This window comes from Synechococcus sp. CC9902, assembly GCF_000012505.1.
Taxonomy (GTDB): Bacteria; Cyanobacteriota; Cyanobacteriia; order PCC-6307; family Cyanobiaceae; genus Parasynechococcus.
The window spans coordinates 955,820-969,571 of record NC_007513.1 but is presented as its reverse complement, the minus strand read 5'-3'; the positions used below and the strand labels follow the sequence as shown (position 1 = coordinate 969,571).

At 48.4% G+C, this 13,752-nt stretch carries 21 protein-coding genes; 6 read left to right on the top strand and 15 right to left on the bottom strand.

Annotation, left to right across the window (positions count from 1 at the left end; genetic code table 11):
• Positions 1-566: 566 nt before the first annotated feature.
• Positions 567-1,790, bottom strand: a complete 1,224-nt coding sequence (locus SYNCC9902_RS04980; protein ID WP_011359791.1) for a glycosyltransferase — start codon at positions 1,788-1,790, stop codon at positions 567-569.
• 10 nt (positions 1,791-1,800) lie between these two features.
• On the opposite strand from SYNCC9902_RS04980, the gene SYNCC9902_RS04975 reads away from it, so the two are divergent.
• Positions 1,801-2,124 (top strand): hypothetical protein, encoded by a 324-nt coding sequence (locus SYNCC9902_RS04975; protein WP_011359790.1) that lies wholly within the window; start codon positions 1,801-1,803, stop codon positions 2,122-2,124.
• Here the strand turns inward: SYNCC9902_RS04975 and SYNCC9902_RS04970 are convergent.
• Positions 2,103-2,468 carry a hypothetical protein gene (locus SYNCC9902_RS04970; protein WP_011359789.1) on the bottom strand — a complete coding sequence of 122 codons (366 nt, stop codon included), beginning with the start codon at positions 2,466-2,468 and terminating at the stop codon, positions 2,103-2,105. The two genes, SYNCC9902_RS04975 and SYNCC9902_RS04970, sit on opposite strands and share 22 nt — an antisense overlap.
• Before the next feature lie 2 nt (positions 2,469-2,470).
• Here SYNCC9902_RS04970 and SYNCC9902_RS04965 point away from each other — a divergent pair, with 2 nt between their 5' ends.
• Together SYNCC9902_RS04965 and SYNCC9902_RS04960 are read left to right on the top strand one after the other, a co-directional pair.
• On the top strand, positions 2,471-2,845 hold the full coding sequence (locus tag SYNCC9902_RS04965) for a DCC1-like thiol-disulfide oxidoreductase family protein (RefSeq protein ID WP_011359788.1): 375 nt from the start codon (positions 2,471-2,473) through the stop codon (positions 2,843-2,845).
• 146 nt (positions 2,846-2,991) lie between these two features.
• Positions 2,992-3,198: a hypothetical protein gene (locus tag SYNCC9902_RS04960; RefSeq protein ID WP_011359787.1), complete on the top strand. Its 207-nt coding sequence runs from the start codon at positions 2,992-2,994 to the stop codon at positions 3,196-3,198.
• An 80-nt stretch (positions 3,199-3,278) separates the two neighbouring features.
• On the opposite strand, the gene SYNCC9902_RS12935 is transcribed toward SYNCC9902_RS04960, so the two are convergent.
• The 5 genes from SYNCC9902_RS12935 to SYNCC9902_RS04940 form a co-directional block, all read right to left on the bottom strand.
• Entirely contained in the window at positions 3,279-3,410 is a 132-nt protein-coding gene (locus SYNCC9902_RS12935; RefSeq protein ID WP_255346184.1) for a hypothetical protein, read from the bottom strand.
• A 203-nt stretch (positions 3,411-3,613) separates the two neighbouring features.
• Positions 3,614-3,820: a hypothetical protein gene (locus SYNCC9902_RS04955; protein WP_232179271.1), complete on the bottom strand. Its 207-nt coding sequence runs from the start codon at positions 3,818-3,820 to the stop codon at positions 3,614-3,616.
• 302 nt (positions 3,821-4,122) lie between these two features.
• On the bottom strand, positions 4,123-4,986 hold the full coding sequence (locus SYNCC9902_RS04950; protein WP_011359785.1) for an SDR family oxidoreductase: 864 nt from the start codon (positions 4,984-4,986) through the stop codon (positions 4,123-4,125).
• A 264-nt stretch (positions 4,987-5,250) separates the two neighbouring features.
• A complete protein-coding gene (locus SYNCC9902_RS04945; RefSeq protein ID WP_041425363.1) occupies positions 5,251-5,571 on the bottom strand; it encodes a hypothetical protein in 321 nt (106 codons plus the stop codon).
• A gap of 113 nt (positions 5,572-5,684) precedes the next feature.
• Positions 5,685-5,921: a hypothetical protein gene (locus tag SYNCC9902_RS04940; RefSeq protein WP_011359783.1), complete on the bottom strand. Its 237-nt coding sequence runs from the start codon at positions 5,919-5,921 to the stop codon at positions 5,685-5,687.
• Between the two features lie 258 nt (positions 5,922-6,179).
• Between SYNCC9902_RS04940 and SYNCC9902_RS04930 the strand changes: the two genes are divergently transcribed.
• Positions 6,180-6,653 carry a superoxide dismutase family protein gene (locus SYNCC9902_RS04930; protein ID WP_232179270.1) on the top strand — a complete coding sequence of 158 codons (474 nt, stop codon included), beginning with the start codon at positions 6,180-6,182 and terminating at the stop codon, positions 6,651-6,653.
• A gap of 194 nt (positions 6,654-6,847) precedes the next feature.
• On the opposite strand, the gene SYNCC9902_RS12025 is transcribed toward SYNCC9902_RS04930, so the two are convergent.
• The 3 genes from SYNCC9902_RS12025 to SYNCC9902_RS04920 form a co-directional block, all read right to left on the bottom strand.
• A complete protein-coding gene (locus SYNCC9902_RS12025) occupies positions 6,848-7,066 on the bottom strand; it encodes a DUF3136 domain-containing protein (RefSeq protein ID WP_071818404.1) in 219 nt (72 codons plus the stop codon).
• A gap of 283 nt (positions 7,067-7,349) precedes the next feature.
• Positions 7,350-7,595: an RNA recognition motif domain-containing protein gene (locus SYNCC9902_RS04925; RefSeq protein WP_011359780.1), complete on the bottom strand. Its 246-nt coding sequence runs from the start codon at positions 7,593-7,595 to the stop codon at positions 7,350-7,352.
• A 329-nt stretch (positions 7,596-7,924) separates the two neighbouring features.
• Positions 7,925-8,611: a helix-turn-helix transcriptional regulator gene (locus SYNCC9902_RS04920; protein ID WP_011359779.1), complete on the bottom strand. Its 687-nt coding sequence runs from the start codon at positions 8,609-8,611 to the stop codon at positions 7,925-7,927.
• Between the two features lie 421 nt (positions 8,612-9,032).
• On the opposite strand from SYNCC9902_RS04920, the gene SYNCC9902_RS12020 reads away from it, so the two are divergent.
• Positions 9,033-9,263, top strand: coding sequence for a DUF3136 domain-containing protein (locus SYNCC9902_RS12020; protein WP_011359778.1), 231 nt, complete (start codon positions 9,033-9,035; stop codon positions 9,261-9,263).
• Positions 9,264-9,625: 362 nt separating this feature from the next.
• Here SYNCC9902_RS12020 and SYNCC9902_RS12435 read toward each other — a convergent pair whose 3' ends face one another.
• The 4 genes from SYNCC9902_RS12435 to SYNCC9902_RS04900 all read right to left on the bottom strand — a co-directional run bounded on the left by SYNCC9902_RS12435 (position 9,626) and on the right by SYNCC9902_RS04900 (position 12,354).
• Positions 9,626-9,793, bottom strand: coding sequence for a hypothetical protein (locus SYNCC9902_RS12435; RefSeq protein ID WP_232179269.1), 168 nt, complete (start codon positions 9,791-9,793; stop codon positions 9,626-9,628).
• 128 nt (positions 9,794-9,921) lie between these two features.
• Positions 9,922-10,122 (bottom strand): hypothetical protein, encoded by a 201-nt coding sequence (locus tag SYNCC9902_RS04915; protein WP_011359777.1) that lies wholly within the window; start codon positions 10,120-10,122, stop codon positions 9,922-9,924.
• Between the two features lie 750 nt (positions 10,123-10,872).
• Complete coding sequence (locus tag SYNCC9902_RS04905; protein WP_011359776.1) at positions 10,873-11,643, bottom strand: J domain-containing protein; 771 nt, start codon at positions 11,641-11,643, stop codon at positions 10,873-10,875.
• 45 nt (positions 11,644-11,688) lie between these two features.
• Entirely contained in the window at positions 11,689-12,354 is a 666-nt protein-coding gene (locus SYNCC9902_RS04900; protein WP_011359775.1) for an SDR family oxidoreductase, read from the bottom strand.
• A gap of 76 nt (positions 12,355-12,430) precedes the next feature.
• Between SYNCC9902_RS04900 and SYNCC9902_RS12430 the strand changes: the two genes are divergently transcribed.
• Positions 12,431-12,619, top strand: a complete 189-nt coding sequence (locus SYNCC9902_RS12430; protein WP_156771071.1) for a hypothetical protein — start codon at positions 12,431-12,433, stop codon at positions 12,617-12,619.
• A 321-nt stretch (positions 12,620-12,940) separates the two neighbouring features.
• Here the strand turns inward: SYNCC9902_RS12430 and SYNCC9902_RS04895 are convergent, their stop codons facing one another.
• Entirely contained in the window at positions 12,941-13,177 is a 237-nt protein-coding gene (locus tag SYNCC9902_RS04895; protein WP_011359774.1) for a Nif11-like leader peptide family natural product precursor, read from the bottom strand.
• Positions 13,178-13,752 lie beyond the last annotated feature (575 nt).

Sequence of the window (13,752 nt, the reverse complement as noted above, 5' to 3'; positions counted from 1 at the left end):
CCACCAGGCACCGAAAGAACGACGAGAGTGGTGAGTAAAAATCACTAAATCCCTATTACGGCAGTGCTTTTGCACAGGTTTTCCACAAAGCAAAACATTCGCCTCCCGCAGGGGCATCGGGGATCTCCGCAGCCGATAAAAGAGGCACGGTGACACATCAAAAAAATCAGCATCTCGAGCCAGATTCAAAGTCTGTATCTTTGGTCACAGTTGAGTGACAGCAACAGGATTGGGTGATCTCTAAAAGCTGGACAATGCCAAGTCTGTGCAGCGCCGTTTGCCTCATGTTGTGTTTTTTTGGGACCCATGAGCCTTATCTTTGATCATCAATCCTGGTCCAACAGCCGGAGGAGATCGGCATAAAACTGTGGAAAACCAAGGACACCAGTGCGATGTTTGTCGTTGCTCTGGCGAGACTCACTTCCGCGTGACGAGTGACAAACAAAAAGGTTGGTTGTTTGTCTGCCCCAGTTGCTGGTCCTCAGTGGCTCAAGACCTTGGATATCGCTACGGAGGAACGCGAAAGTCAAATCGACGACAACGCAAAAAACCGAACAAGCGCTAGTTCAGGCAAGCGATCTGCCCTTCCAAGTCCAGCCACGTCCGGTGATGCTTCTCCACACAGAAACAGGAGCTATCGCACCGACCAAAAGCCCGCCAGCTCCCATCAGCCACCAGAACCTCATCGGCACTCCAAAACGATCTTGAATCCAAAAACGAAGAACGATTTGAAGAACGAGAGCCATCGCTGCCAGCAGAGCCGACGCAACGATCATCACCGTTGGCCCCAATAACACCACCGCTAAAACAGCGCAGGTGGGCAACAGAATCCATGGAGAAGCAAACATCAGCATCACCACTCCGCCAGCCGCTAAAGCCTTTGGGATGTTGCGATCCAGGCCAAGAAACCAATTTTTTGTCCATCCCTCCCAAAGAGCAGAGAGATTTGGGTACATCTGAAGATCAACAGCATCCAGCCCCAAGACATAACGAAGACGAAAACCTGACGTTTTGATCGTTCGGGCTAACGCAAGATCTTCCACGACCTCCCCTGCCAAGGCTGCATGACCACCAATGGCGTCGTAGGCAGAACGGCGAAACAACATGAACGGACCAGCCGCAAACGCAACATCCGAGCTGGGATCGTTGGCTTCAACAATCGGGAATCCAAGACCCAACAAACTGGCCATGATCGGCTGCACCATCCATTCAGCAAGACATGTGCAGACGAGGCGGGGAGCCACGCTGAATAAATCAGCACGTTCATGAATGGCTTGAACAAGGGCACGACGCAGGGCTGTGGGCCGTAACTCCACATCGGCATCGATGAAGAGAACCCAAGAGCTCTTCAACTGTTCCATCGCTTTTGAGCAGGCCCAATTTTTACCAACCCACCGTTCATCAGCAGGACGAGGACCGGCCTGAATCAAGGTGAATCGGTTCAGCTGATCCATTTGTTTGGCGCACTCCTGAGCCATATCCACCGTTGAATCTGTCGACATGTCGTCGACAACCACCACGTGCCAATTCCCACAGGGAGGCAACGACTGAAAAACACTCCCAAGGCTGCGTTTGATATTCAGCGATTCATTGAACGCAGGAATCACAACGGTGAGGCTGATGCCCTCACCATCAACAACCTCAGCATCGACTGGAAGGGACGGAATAGATGGATTGAGCTGTGGGGCCTCCTGAAACACGCGCTTTAAACCAACCCAAAGGATGAGCAGTCCGAGGCACGATGACGCCGTAAGGACTAAGCAAATTAGCGATACGATCCAATTCGTCATGGTGTTGTAAGTGACTTCGTTGAATCCAAAAACGCCGACGCGTGAACAGATTTTGGCGGCTTCATCGGCGTGGGTGGCCGTTGCGCTGAATTTTGTGCCTGGTCTTGGCACTGGCTACCTGTACCAACGGCGCTGGCGTGCTTACTGGATCACAGCGGTCGCAAACGGGGCTTGGCTGACCGCAGGCGCCCTGTTCAGCCAGGGGAACACCATCGAGATGGATCCAAAAACACAACTGATCGGTCTGCTCGGCTTAAGCATCCTTGGCATTGTCACCGCGATCGAAGCAGGACAAACGGTCAAAAAGGTGCGTCAGGCAGGATCGCAGGCATAACGCTTGATTTCACCTCGCCGTTCAAAAAATTCCGGATGCTGGGAATCCTCTTCACGCCACCACCATCGTCCATCTGTATAGCTCGGCGTTCCGGCGTTATTGGTGCGAGGCAGCTGCAGAGTTAACGCTCGCCAACGGAGCAGAATCCCATCCCCAGGGAGGGTTCCTTCCAGTTGATTGGGCATCTCCTGAACCAAGCCACGGGGATCCACAGCTCCTGAAATTCGTTCAACTGTGAGCAAATCCCCCTCACACTGCCAAGACGCCATGGCCGTTGTGGCCCCAGCAAGGTTGATCAAAAGAAGTAAGCCCACCACCACAAGTAAACGCACGGCAGAATTCATTAATGACCCTCACCCTCCTCTACGACGGCGGCTGTCCGTTTTGCAGCAATTTCGCGGCACGGAGCGAATTAAGTAGTGGAGTGCATGGACTTCTAATCGTTGATGGTCGAGCCGACCACATCCAAAGGCAACAACTCAGAGAACAGGGTTTTCCCCTGGCCAAGGGAGCTGTCCTAATTGAAGGCAAGAAGATATGGCACGGCAGTGAAGCGATTGCCGAATTGTGTCGCCGTATGGAGCCAAGTGATCAACTTTTAGGACTCCTCCAAGGGGTGTTCCGCGATGACGCCAGATCAAAAATTCTTTACCCAGCCTTGCTTTTGGCCCGACGTGTTGCCCTGAACATTCGCGGCCTCAACGTCGACCCTGACGAATAGGGGGTGGCAAAAAGGCCAGGCCCAGGACTACGGTCTAAGAAGGTCTTCAGATTTCCTTAATTATCGAAACCGACCCCTCTTTTCCAGATGCCCTGAGCTACGACCAGCTCAAGGACCTTCTGCAGGCTGCCATTGACGATCAATCATTGGCCTGGCCTGGAATCGATGAAGACGAGTTAATCCGTGCAGCGTTGAGTGCCTGGGCAGACCAGACCAAGGAATTGATTCATTGGATCGAAAAAAGGGGTGATTCCCTAGGGACCACAAGGTCACCCAAGCAACTGATGGCCCTTGGAAGTTTTCGAACCCATATGGCGATGGGTTTGAAAGCACTTAAATATGCAGAACGCTAAAAACTAAGATCAGTAGCTCACCAAACAGACCTCTCTCAAAGGCGCAGAGACTCAAATAATCCGGTCAAGATGGAAACCGATTAGACAACACCTTCAAGCTCAATCAAGGGGGATTGATCGATCTGCTCAGCAAAATCTTCTAATTCCGCATTCAACTCAATCAACATGATCGCCAATGAAGAGGCGAACTCGATACAAAAATCTTCCGTCATAGAATTCCACAGCGGAACTCATTCGTTCTAATCAACCAAACCCGATGAACGTGGCTTTCAGCAACGTGGGTTTACAAACCAAAAGAATTAAGGGAAGGATTCAAAGGAAATAAGCCGAAATCCATGTCTATAACTGCAAAATCTTGGTGTTCAAAACACAATATAAGAAGTGTTAAATCACGAACAATTAGCTCTTGATCTGACTATGCGGCGACGGGCTGGTTCACCAACAAACCAGCTTTCAGAGCATCGGCCAACAAGTTGTCGAGGCAATCACCACTAAAACAAGCTTGATCATGCAACAACGCATCCCATTCAGAGGCAGGAAAGTGCGTTTGCAACCAAAGCACTCCATGAATTGTCTGGGCTTGAAGTCGGTAAAGACCTAAAACATCACCAGGGGTGGTCACCAAATCCACAGCCGCCGAATTCCGATTGAGTCCATTAGGCCTCAACTGACGCAAGTAAAATGTTTGTAATGATACAAAGCAAGAAAATGCCCCCGGCTGTACGGGGCTCAAATTAAAAAAACGTCTGTTTGATCTCTGTTGGGTGGGAGCACATCTGGTGCTGAAGGCGGGTTGGTGAACGGCACCAACCGGTAACGAACGCGAATTCGCGTCGTCGACATGCAGTGCGTTAAAACCGCCAAGCCAACGACAATGAACCAACAGGTCAATCGTTGCGTCAAAAATTGGGCCGGTTCAATGGTCTAAACAGCGGCAACTGGGTCCAGCATGGAGCAAACAGAGGGATTGAAACCCAAACCCTTCAACTTCCCATTGCTAACGCGAGCATTAAAAATACGCGAATCGGGTCTGTCGTGATTGTCCCAAATCACCGGAGCTAAGCCATGTTCATCACAAAGCATGTTCGAGAGATCTCTACGGGAGACCTGTAGATCATCAACCAAGTTGTAAAGACCTTGCAGCCGTTGATCGAACGCAAAATTAATGCCATGAACGATGTCATGAAGATGAACCCATGCGTTGATATGACTCCCATTTTTGGGAACCATTTGTCCAGAAGCGCTTCGGATGAAAGACGCAATGTCTTTATTGGGACCATAGATACCACCCAATCGCAACACGCAGGAAGACGTGCCGAAGTCGTTCAAGCTGAGGACAGCACTTTCAGCATCAGCCAATAGTGCGTTGGCACTATTGGAACGGTCCACAGGGGTTGACTCATCACAAACCTCTCCCCCTTGATTGCCATACACACCAGCACTACTCAAGTAGGACACATGAAGAGGGCGGGACGATTGCCTTGATTTAATGGCCTCAACCAACGCAGAAACGCCAGCTCCATAAACAGAGCGGTATTGGTCTTCTTCCATGCTCACGGACGTGGGTGCAATGGCAACCAAGAGACCATCGAGCGAATCCAAAAAGCTCGTGTCCGAGTGAGGAGCTCCTGCCCGATAGATCCGAGGGTGATCAACGATCGAACAGAGCTCTTGCAGTCGCGAGGGCGATGTTGTTGTCCCTGTTACTTCAAAGCCAATTTGGGCGAAATGTTGAGCTGCAGCCGCTCCTACGTAACCACAGCCAACAACTCCGAAGGAACCAGCCATAGGAAAGCAACCGCCTTTCACACAACTTAACGAAATTGATGCCCCGTTGAGGGACGCCTATTGAAGAGGATCCAGACACTGCGCATCAACCGGTGATGTGAGTTGGGTCATGTGCGCTTTATCCGTTCGAAACAGGGGCTTGAACACTGCTTGGCCAAACGGTCTGGCTCCCCATCGATGGATAACGGTTTACTATCGGGCATTTCAAGCGAGGCGACTTCAATCTCATCCGATCCACGAAAGCTTGGTTAAAACGAAACCGCTCTAAAAGAAAGTATTAAACAGCCCCAAGAGCAAGAAGATAAGAATTCCCATTGCAACCAAAGAACTTAGGAGAAAAAAAACAGTTGCAACAACTCCAACTCGGGAGATTGTTTTCGGGAAAAGGAGGTAAAGTGTTAAACCAAAGGCGAAAGGCCAAAGAGGGGGCAACAGACAACAAACCCCAGTAAGGACAATTAATTTGGAGCGAATCTCCTTACGTTGATCAAGAACTTTCTGTTCATCATCGCTAAGCCAACGGCCCTGGTCTTTGGCCATTTCAAACTCACGCTCGAGCTTTTTATTGAAATGGTGATTGGACATCCGTTGGTCTGCAAAAGCCAAAAACACTCATAACCGTCGATAATTTCTAGAAAACGGCGTTTAATAGATCAATAACGTTGGTTTAGAAAGGACAAATACAAGAAGAAACACGTTTACTTCTGTCGTTTAAATGTGTAGCACCCACCGTGATAGCCCGTAAATGGCTGGGCATAAGCCACGAGTTCCCAACCCTGCTGCCCAAGTTCATTCATGAGACCAATCAAACTGACATCTCGTTGAGGTTGGCTTCTAGAAATCAGTTGTTGATCATCAAGCCATAGCTCCTCAATTTCACCCGTCCAAGACTTACCCCTTGGAACAAAGCGCAATTGGGTGTATTCCCACATCATGAATGGCACAAGGGGGCATCAAGGACGCCAATCTGAGCTGCATCCTCCCAGATCATCAACTCAATCAGCTGCCGAGCGCCCGCCAAGGTGAGAAAAATCAACAGGATCAGGCTTTCTCCCATGCAGTGGGCATTTCGATAGTCGAGGCAACACAACAGAATCTGGATGATGACGCCACAATGAATTCGCCTGGCCCAACCCCCCATGCAGCCATTCCTCACCATTTTATGTTTGATCTGTTGGCTCATCGCTGCACCGATGGCCAACGCGGAACCAATTCAAATCACGATGCGGAGCATCAGTGCCGAGGGCGTTGGGGACGTGATCGGATCAGTCACGGCGAAAGATAGCGACCAAGGACTTGTTATTTTTCCTGACTTAGTCAACCTGACCACTGGAGACCATGGCTTTCATCTTCACAGCAATCCAAGTTGTGAAGCAGCTCTCAACTCAGAGGGAGAATCAGTGGCCGGGCTAGCAGCAGGGGGTCATTGGGATCCAGACAACAGCGGAACGCACCTTGGTCCCTTTGCAAGCGGACATCGAGGCGATCTCAGCAAATTAATCGTTGATGCCGATGCATCAACGAAAACAAGCGTCGTTGCACCTCGCCTGATAACCAACGATCTCAAGGGCCACGCCTTAATCGTTCATGCAGGGGGTGACACCTACAGCGATACACCAGCATTAGGAGGCGGAGGAGCGCGTGTGGCCTGCGGTGTCGTCAATTAATAACTGCATAAAATTTGAGTTATCAACGAATCAGGTAATCGATAGGCATCAATACAGGCTAAATAACCAGCAAAATACTCGAGTTGTTCTTACAAGCAGCATATGATTTATACAACACCACTATGAACAACTTTTTCGATAATCAATCAACCAATTTAAAAATTTTTGGCTGAACGGCTTCGGTACACGTCACTTCAACGCCTTTGTAGCGCTAAAAACATTGACTGGGGAGTGCCATAGACGTTAGGCAGGGCGTTGTGCAAACTCGACAGTCTTTTCCAACAGACACTTTTGCGAGCTTCAGACTCCTTGACACCATCAGCGACAAGCAATCGGAGAGCTTTGACGTAAACGTCGTGTGTCTGCTGCAACTCAGCAAGAGACGGTTGGTTGGTGAAGGTGATGCTTGACATCGCCGAACTGGCGGGCAACAACCATTAAGACAAACAAAACATCATCCCAATACCCCCTTATGGGGTATTTCTTCAACGCAAAACGAAGGTACGAGCTGCATGGAAAAATTTTATTTTGCAAGATCCATCGACCGTGCTCAGGAGCAGCCGAGATTACACAAAATAAATGGCGCCATCAATCGATGACATGAATTTCGCAGAAGCTGCGTATGGGAAATGCTCTGAAAAGCAAGAACAGATTTCAGAGTCAAGAACCCAAACGCAGTTCTTTGGCCTGCGCTGATCAGCGACGCGGCTCAGCTACACGCACGGAGATGGCGCGTCCCATCAATTCGACATCCTGGAGATCGTCGATGGCTTTTTTTTCTTCCTCAGCATTACCAAGGTCAACGAAGGCAAAACCACGCTTACGACCGGTCTCACGGTCGAGGGGCATCGAGCACTTGCTGACTTCTCCGTACTGGCTGAACAAGTGGATGAGGTCTTCTCTCTCTGCGTCCCAGGAGAGATTACCAATGAAAATCGTCAAAAAATTAATCCAAAAGGGATACCACCATTTTCACACATCGCCACAAGCTTTGGCAGTAAGCACATGTTCTGGTGAGGGTGAGCGGACATCAACAAAGCAATGCAGAGAGCAAAACCAGCTTTGGGGGCTGCGATGGAGACGTCAAGTCGAGAGCAGATCGATGAGCCCAAAGGGAGGCGACGTCTTCGCTTGCGGCTAAGAATGAGACAACAATGGAAGAGAACGAACGCACGTTTCATCCAAAATTGACACGACAAATCCCATCGGGAACTGGGATCACAAAGGAAAGCCTGAAGAATTCAGTTTGTCATTCATCCATCGATGAACGATTACAGCTGAACCATGCCGCATCGCATTCCCTTCAAAACAGCCTGCACACGGTTATTCACCTCAAGAGTTTTGAGCAAACGCTTGGTGTAAGTCCTTGATGTTTGCTCACTAACCACCAAAGCCTCTGCAATTTCCTTATCAGTCATGCCACGGGCGAGGCGATCCAAAACTTCATACTCACGTGGGGTAAGACGCGGGCAACTGAGATAGGGCAATTCCCTGCCACGCAACGATGGACTGCGATAGGAATGGTGCCCCATCACAGCCAAGACAGCGGCTTCGAGGGGTTTTTGGTCTTCAACAATGTCTGCTTCAGCAACAACAGCTTCGAGCCATGGAGCGTTGTCGTATTCAACTGGGATCTCATCGTTCAAAGCAAGAACAACAACCTTGAGATTTGAATGTTGTTCCTTGGCTCTCCTCACAAGTTCATAACCATTTCCACGCTCAAGTTGATCTGTACAAATCAACAATTCAAACTCATCAGAACGCAAGTACTCCAAACATCGATCTTGATCCGTTACCGCGCAGCCAATATGAGATTTTTCACTAAAACTCTTACAAAAGCAACGTAGAAAAAAACGACCTCGCATCGCCAATGCAATTTTGCCGTTGACAGCTACAGACAGCAGTGCATCATCAAAACCTGATGACGGTGGATCATGAAGGTATGGCGTGAGGTCCATGGGGTCTCAATACGCCGAGCAACCATCCTTACAACAACTGTGACTGTTATGGAGATGACGTTGTTAGTTGTCATAGAGAAAACAGGATGGAACAGCAGGAACAACAAAACATCAAGCGACCAAAAATGTTGAGTATATATACTTGAAAAACTCGTCCCTCCGGCAGGATTTTGGTCCGTACAAGCAGGGCATATTTAAGGGGATTGAAAAGTGCCTAGATCAATGAGGTGGCTCAAACAGCGATGAGGGCCTCAAAAAAAGGGGCACGATAGTTGTAATAACCCCAGCCAGAAACCAGTGGGTATCACAGCAATGTAGGATAAATACGTTCATCCCCTGAAGGGGAAAGTCAACTGTCCCCTTTTGGGAGGAGAGACAATCCAAGGTTTGGGAGACAGTACACAAATGAAAGGTTTAAAGCATGCAATCAGCAACACTGACAATCGGGGAACTTGAAGCGAAGTATCCTTTGTATTGCAAAGCGATGAAGCTTCTACTTCGAGATGGTCAAAAGCCAGAGCGACTTAGAAGGACAGTGTGCTGGGAACGGCTAGAAAAATTACATCACTCACTTCCTAGACAATACAAATCGCCGGAACGCCTCATGCAGATCATGCAAAGCGAAATTAATTCCAAAAAAGTTAACCCATAAAAATCCAACCCAGCAGGAAAGATGAAAGGCATCTCTTTCAATCGTATAAAAATGAATTTAATTTTTACACTTTGCTTCACGCAACATGAAAAGAACAACCTCGCAGATAGCGCTTAGACAACAACTCACAAGAGACGTCTGGAAGCAAATACTTAAGCTCGATGATCTGGAGCAATTCGAGGAAAGCTACGCGCTTACGCAGGAATGGCGAGAATGGTTGCTCGACCCACAAATTAACAATAATTTCTAACGTAACCCTTTAACAGCAACTCGGATCCGTCGTTTATCTCTCGTACGTCTCACTGAAATACCGAGTGGCAGACAATAAAAGACGATGGGAAGAATTCTTAAAAAACATTTTGCTAACGACGAACGAGTCGAGCATGCAAACGACAAACCTTCACAGCCTGCGAAGGCGGAGCCTGACATAACGCCCCAAGCTCCTGGTTCAACTGCCGAAACAATCCAAGATCCGCACCTGGAAGTGAGGGGATCACCGACATCGCGGTAGCCCATGCAAGAACGACCATTGCAGCACCTCACAAAAGCATTGATCTCACAATAAGACTCAGTCGGTAGCAGGTGAGATAAGCGTGGGCGAACTGTATCTCTGAACAGGCGTATGAAAGCCTCAGTCGACCAGTGGAAACCATTGAAACTAGACGTGGGTGCTGTTTTCAACCTCAGAAAGATCCATGGAAGCGACCAAGTCCAACAAACCTGCAGCCAAAACGGCATCACCTTCAAGCATCAACAGTTTGTAGAGACTGATCACCATCTCGTAGCTCGGTGCGGACGAACCATTAATCAGGCTGCGTGCTGTACCGCGCGCGACGACTCGTTCAAGGCTCATGCTCATGACTCAACCATGGCCTTCTTTCCAGACGCCTAAGCTTCAACTTCGTTATTGCAGCTGATTTGGATCACAAAACAACATCAAAACTGATTCGCCCTGACTGGAACATGCAGTCAACGATTATTGAGTTGTGATTTTGCTCAGACGAAGCTCCCCAACTCTGTGACAAACACATTATGAACTGAGCACCTTTGCCTCTCACACGATTCGCAACACCATCCCATTCAAAAAAGAGTCATACTGTGCATGGTCTCAGGCTCCGAGGGCCAAGCGCGCAATCTTAAAAACCACATAGCTGAGCTCGAATCGCGGTTAGCTCATCCGCATCACTGGACGGAAGGAGAAAACAAGCAAAATGCTGAAAAATTACGTCAACTCATTTTTGAGCGTCAGAGGCTAATCTCTATTCAACATGATGAATTGAACGATTTCAACTGATCACCATCTTGATTGTCGCTTTTTTAAGGTGGTAAAATAGTTAAATTGAGATCAAACAACAATGACAGATTATTCTTCAGCCATTATCGCCCTAGTCGTTGTTGGAATCGTCTTTACCGTCGCAGTCGTCTACGTCTTGATTCAACCATCCGACTTACCCTCCCAAAACAAAGACAAATAACACCAAAAATTAATCTAGAGATCACTTTTAAAAGTTTTGACAACGCAAAAACTATTTAGCTTTCAACAATAAAATGACAGCAGGATTGCATTCAGATTTGTATATATCGCGGGATATTCATAAGTCACTTTGTCCTAGCGCATTAACAGCTGGTAAGCCTCATTGATCTGACAAAAGGATTCTGCGGAGCCCCCTAAATCCGGGTGATGCTGCTTTACAAGACGACGGTGGGCCTGCTTGATCTCATGCAGCGAGGCACCGGGCTCAAGCCCCAAAGTTTCATAGGCAATCGATCGCGCATCCAATGATCCTGGTCGCTTGCGATCGGAGGAACGTCGATCACTCCTCGTCCTTCGACTCGCTCGCGTGGTCTCCTGACGGCTTAAAAGTTCGTGGACAACGCGTTGTGGGTCTTCATCCAGCCATTCACTCGCACGGACACCATAGAAAGCAAAAGCAGCCAAAACCGCTGCACGTTTCTTGGACAATGAACCGGTTGTGGCGGCTAGTAGCTCGGTGCCAAAACCTGGCATTAGACGATCTAAACGCTGATAGAGATTCAGTTGGGGATGAAAACTACTGCGGTTCAATCGCTCGATCAAGGCGGTTAAGCAACGAAGACGAAGATCCCCCCACCCAACCTGTTGAGTCAGAACTTGGCCCCAATCAGCAATTTGAGAGGCCGTAAGTCTTGAAACTTCGGTCGTGTCATCAACCGTTTGTGATGACTGATAGCGATGTTGTCGATCTTGACGTGTACGGAGGCGATCAAGCTCTGCCCGAAGCCGACGCACTTCTTGACGGAGAGCATCGTTTTCAACCAGCAAAGACTCAACATTGCTGGTGACGCGTTGGCGTTGGCTGGGATGGGGAGCGGACGACCATTGCCGGGGATCAAAGCCCATGGGCTGCCTTAATCACCACAACGCTGAATCTAAGGCTGAGATGAACTACCAAGGCAGTGCATCGCCGTTTGCATGCCAAAACGAGCCAGACGTTTCAAGCGTTAAAGCATCAATCCGTTGCAGCAAACCTTCAACCGACTGTTGAGGGCTGGTTCCATTGGGATTGAAATTGATCATCCGGGTCGCCACCAAGCCTGGGTGAAGAATGGCGACAGCAATGCCCTTCGGCTTGAGATCGATCGCCAATGACTTACCGGCAATATTTAAGGCAGCTTTAGACATCCGATATCCATAGGATCCACCGGAAGTGTTATCAGCAATGGATCCCATACGACTGGTCGTGAGTGCAATCCAAGACCCCCTAGAAAGATTGGAGGTCAAGATGCTCGCAAGACGTAAAGGTGCAAGAGCATTGACCTCAAACTGCTGACGGATGGCCTCAACATCCAAATCATGCAAACCATTGAAGTGCAAAATACCGGCATTGAGGATGACGCCATCCAGAGACTGATGATTGAGACGAGACATCAGTTCATCGATCGCTGACGCATCAGTAAGTTCAATTCCGGCTTCGATTTGTACCCCTAACGAGTCGAGTTCTCGACCAGCTTTACGGCAGACAGCAATGACATAATCGCCACGAGCAGCGAGTTGTCGACAGTATTCCAATCCAATGCCGCGATTTGCACCCGTTACGAGAACCGTTGCCATGACTGATCGATCGAACTCGCCATATCCTCTCCTGGCGACGTCTTGCGATCATGGACGGAGAGATCGGAATGAATTCATGGCCAGATCAGAGGATGAAGCAGGAACAGAGAGAGGATTTGAGCCGCTTTCGATGATTGACATGTGGCAAGACCTTCACCAGCTCATTGACAATTGGTCGACCAAGTACAAAACAACTCCGGATATAGCTGCGACAGCCCTACGAGAATTTGCAGAAACGCTTTCCAATCAACCACCAACAAATTGAGACAACCGTTCGATTGAACAATCAATATGCAGACAAAAGGAAATAGCAGCCTTAAAATCTTGCCAGTTATTAGCCGAAAAATATGGATTGGTTAGTCAGTATAGTTACTGTTATAGACATAAATTTCATCGAGACCAGCCACGAAGGCGACTGCAAGGCTTTGATCGCCTTTGCTTACTTTTATCCACATTACATCATGTTAGAATGAAGCAATGTTCAGCTATTAAACACAAAAATAGCTGCAGAGATGTGAACTAAACAGGATATTTAGAGGTCCAATGAATACAACATCAAACGCACCCCAAGAAAAGCTTTCGGTAATTAGTAATAACGGCCAGGATATTCACCTGGATGGTCAACTCGCTCGATAGTGACGCCATACTCATGTCGACCCGACGCCAACAAGAGTTGATCACCCGTGACTGCAAAGCCATAGCCCTGCGCAATAAGAGCAACCTCATCGGCTGTGATGCAAGCACGAACTTGAACCTGGAGTCGTGAATCACGCCCCAAAAGCTGAAGAAACCGTCCGAGCTCCTGACCAGAGGCATCAGTCATGACAATGACTCAAACACGAGAACAGGCGATAGTCAGGAAAGAATCTCATTTTGGTTTTGGCGAGAACTCGAATGATGGCTTGAGCCAATCAACCCCAAGCAAAAACAGGAAAGTCGATAAAAATTTTTATTTATTCATGGTAGTCATATCGAACTAAAACATTTTCTAGCAAGTGACCGCCCATTGGGAGTAAACCAAAAGACAGAGCACAACGTCTCATGTCTTTCATCAGCCGAATCTGCGCCACCTCTAAGGGTTCAACCATTGATGCCGTGGGTAATGGTCGGTATCGAGTGTGCAACAAACAATCGCAATGCGCCGAAGTCGTTGGACTTTGGCAAGCCTACGAAACACTTCGAATTCAAGAACAAATTATTTATTAATGAGCTGGTAACAACTTAAGATTTGGAGGGTCAAAAAAATTAGTAGACGATATAGATATTGATTAAAATTAGAACCTTGACAGCCATATTTTTACGTCGGAACAACACTATCAATATCGGACGTCTACAACGGTGATGGCGCGCTGGCCGCAACCCGAAAAGGTCCAAAGCCGAAAAATGCCGCCTTAGCAT

What these genes read in the sequence shown, in the direction of transcription:
- SYNCC9902_RS04980 (WP_011359791.1), bottom strand. Translation starts at nt 1,790, where the DNA reads ATGACGAATTGGATCGTATCGCTAATTTGCTTAGTCCTTACGGCGTCA.
- SYNCC9902_RS04970 (WP_011359789.1), bottom strand. Translation starts at nt 2,468, where the DNA reads ATGAATTCTGCCGTGCGTTTACTTGTGGTGGTGGGCTTACTTCTTTTG.
- SYNCC9902_RS04965 (WP_011359788.1), top strand. Translation starts at nt 2,471, where the DNA reads ATGACCCTCACCCTCCTCTACGACGGCGGCTGTCCGTTTTGCAGCAAT.
- SYNCC9902_RS12935 (WP_255346184.1), bottom strand. Translation starts at nt 3,410, where the DNA reads ATGACGGAAGATTTTTGTATCGAGTTCGCCTCTTCATTGGCGATCATG.
- SYNCC9902_RS04950 (WP_011359785.1), bottom strand. Translation starts at nt 4,986, where the DNA reads ATGGCTGGTTCCTTCGGAGTTGTTGGCTGTGGTTACGTAGGAGCGGCT.
- SYNCC9902_RS04945 (WP_041425363.1), bottom strand. Translation starts at nt 5,571, where the DNA reads ATGTCCAATCACCATTTCAATAAAAAGCTCGAGCGTGAGTTTGAAATG.
- SYNCC9902_RS04940 (WP_011359783.1), bottom strand. Translation starts at nt 5,921, where the DNA reads ATGATGTGGGAATACACCCAATTGCGCTTTGTTCCAAGGGGTAAGTCT.
- SYNCC9902_RS04930 (WP_232179270.1), top strand. Translation starts at nt 6,180, where the DNA reads ATGGCCAACGCGGAACCAATTCAAATCACGATGCGGAGCATCAGTGCC.
- SYNCC9902_RS12025 (WP_071818404.1), bottom strand. Translation starts at nt 7,066, where the DNA reads ATGTCAAGCATCACCTTCACCAACCAACCGTCTCTTGCTGAGTTGCAG.
- SYNCC9902_RS04920 (WP_011359779.1), bottom strand. Translation starts at nt 8,611, where the DNA reads ATGGACCTCACGCCATACCTTCATGATCCACCGTCATCAGGTTTTGAT.
- SYNCC9902_RS12020 (WP_011359778.1), top strand. Translation starts at nt 9,033, where the DNA reads ATGCAATCAGCAACACTGACAATCGGGGAACTTGAAGCGAAGTATCCT.
- SYNCC9902_RS12435 (WP_232179269.1), bottom strand. Translation starts at nt 9,793, where the DNA reads ATGGTCGTTCTTGCATGGGCTACCGCGATGTCGGTGATCCCCTCACTT.
- SYNCC9902_RS04915 (WP_011359777.1), bottom strand. Translation starts at nt 10,122, where the DNA reads ATGAGCATGAGCCTTGAACGAGTCGTCGCGCGCGGTACAGCACGCAGC.
- SYNCC9902_RS04905 (WP_011359776.1), bottom strand. Translation starts at nt 11,643, where the DNA reads ATGGGCTTTGATCCCCGGCAATGGTCGTCCGCTCCCCATCCCAGCCAA.
- SYNCC9902_RS04900 (WP_011359775.1), bottom strand. Translation starts at nt 12,354, where the DNA reads ATGGCAACGGTTCTCGTAACGGGTGCAAATCGCGGCATTGGATTGGAA.
- SYNCC9902_RS12430 (WP_156771071.1), top strand. Translation starts at nt 12,431, where the DNA reads ATGGCCAGATCAGAGGATGAAGCAGGAACAGAGAGAGGATTTGAGCCG.
- SYNCC9902_RS04895 (WP_011359774.1), bottom strand. Translation starts at nt 13,177, where the DNA reads ATGACTGATGCCTCTGGTCAGGAGCTCGGACGGTTTCTTCAGCTTTTG.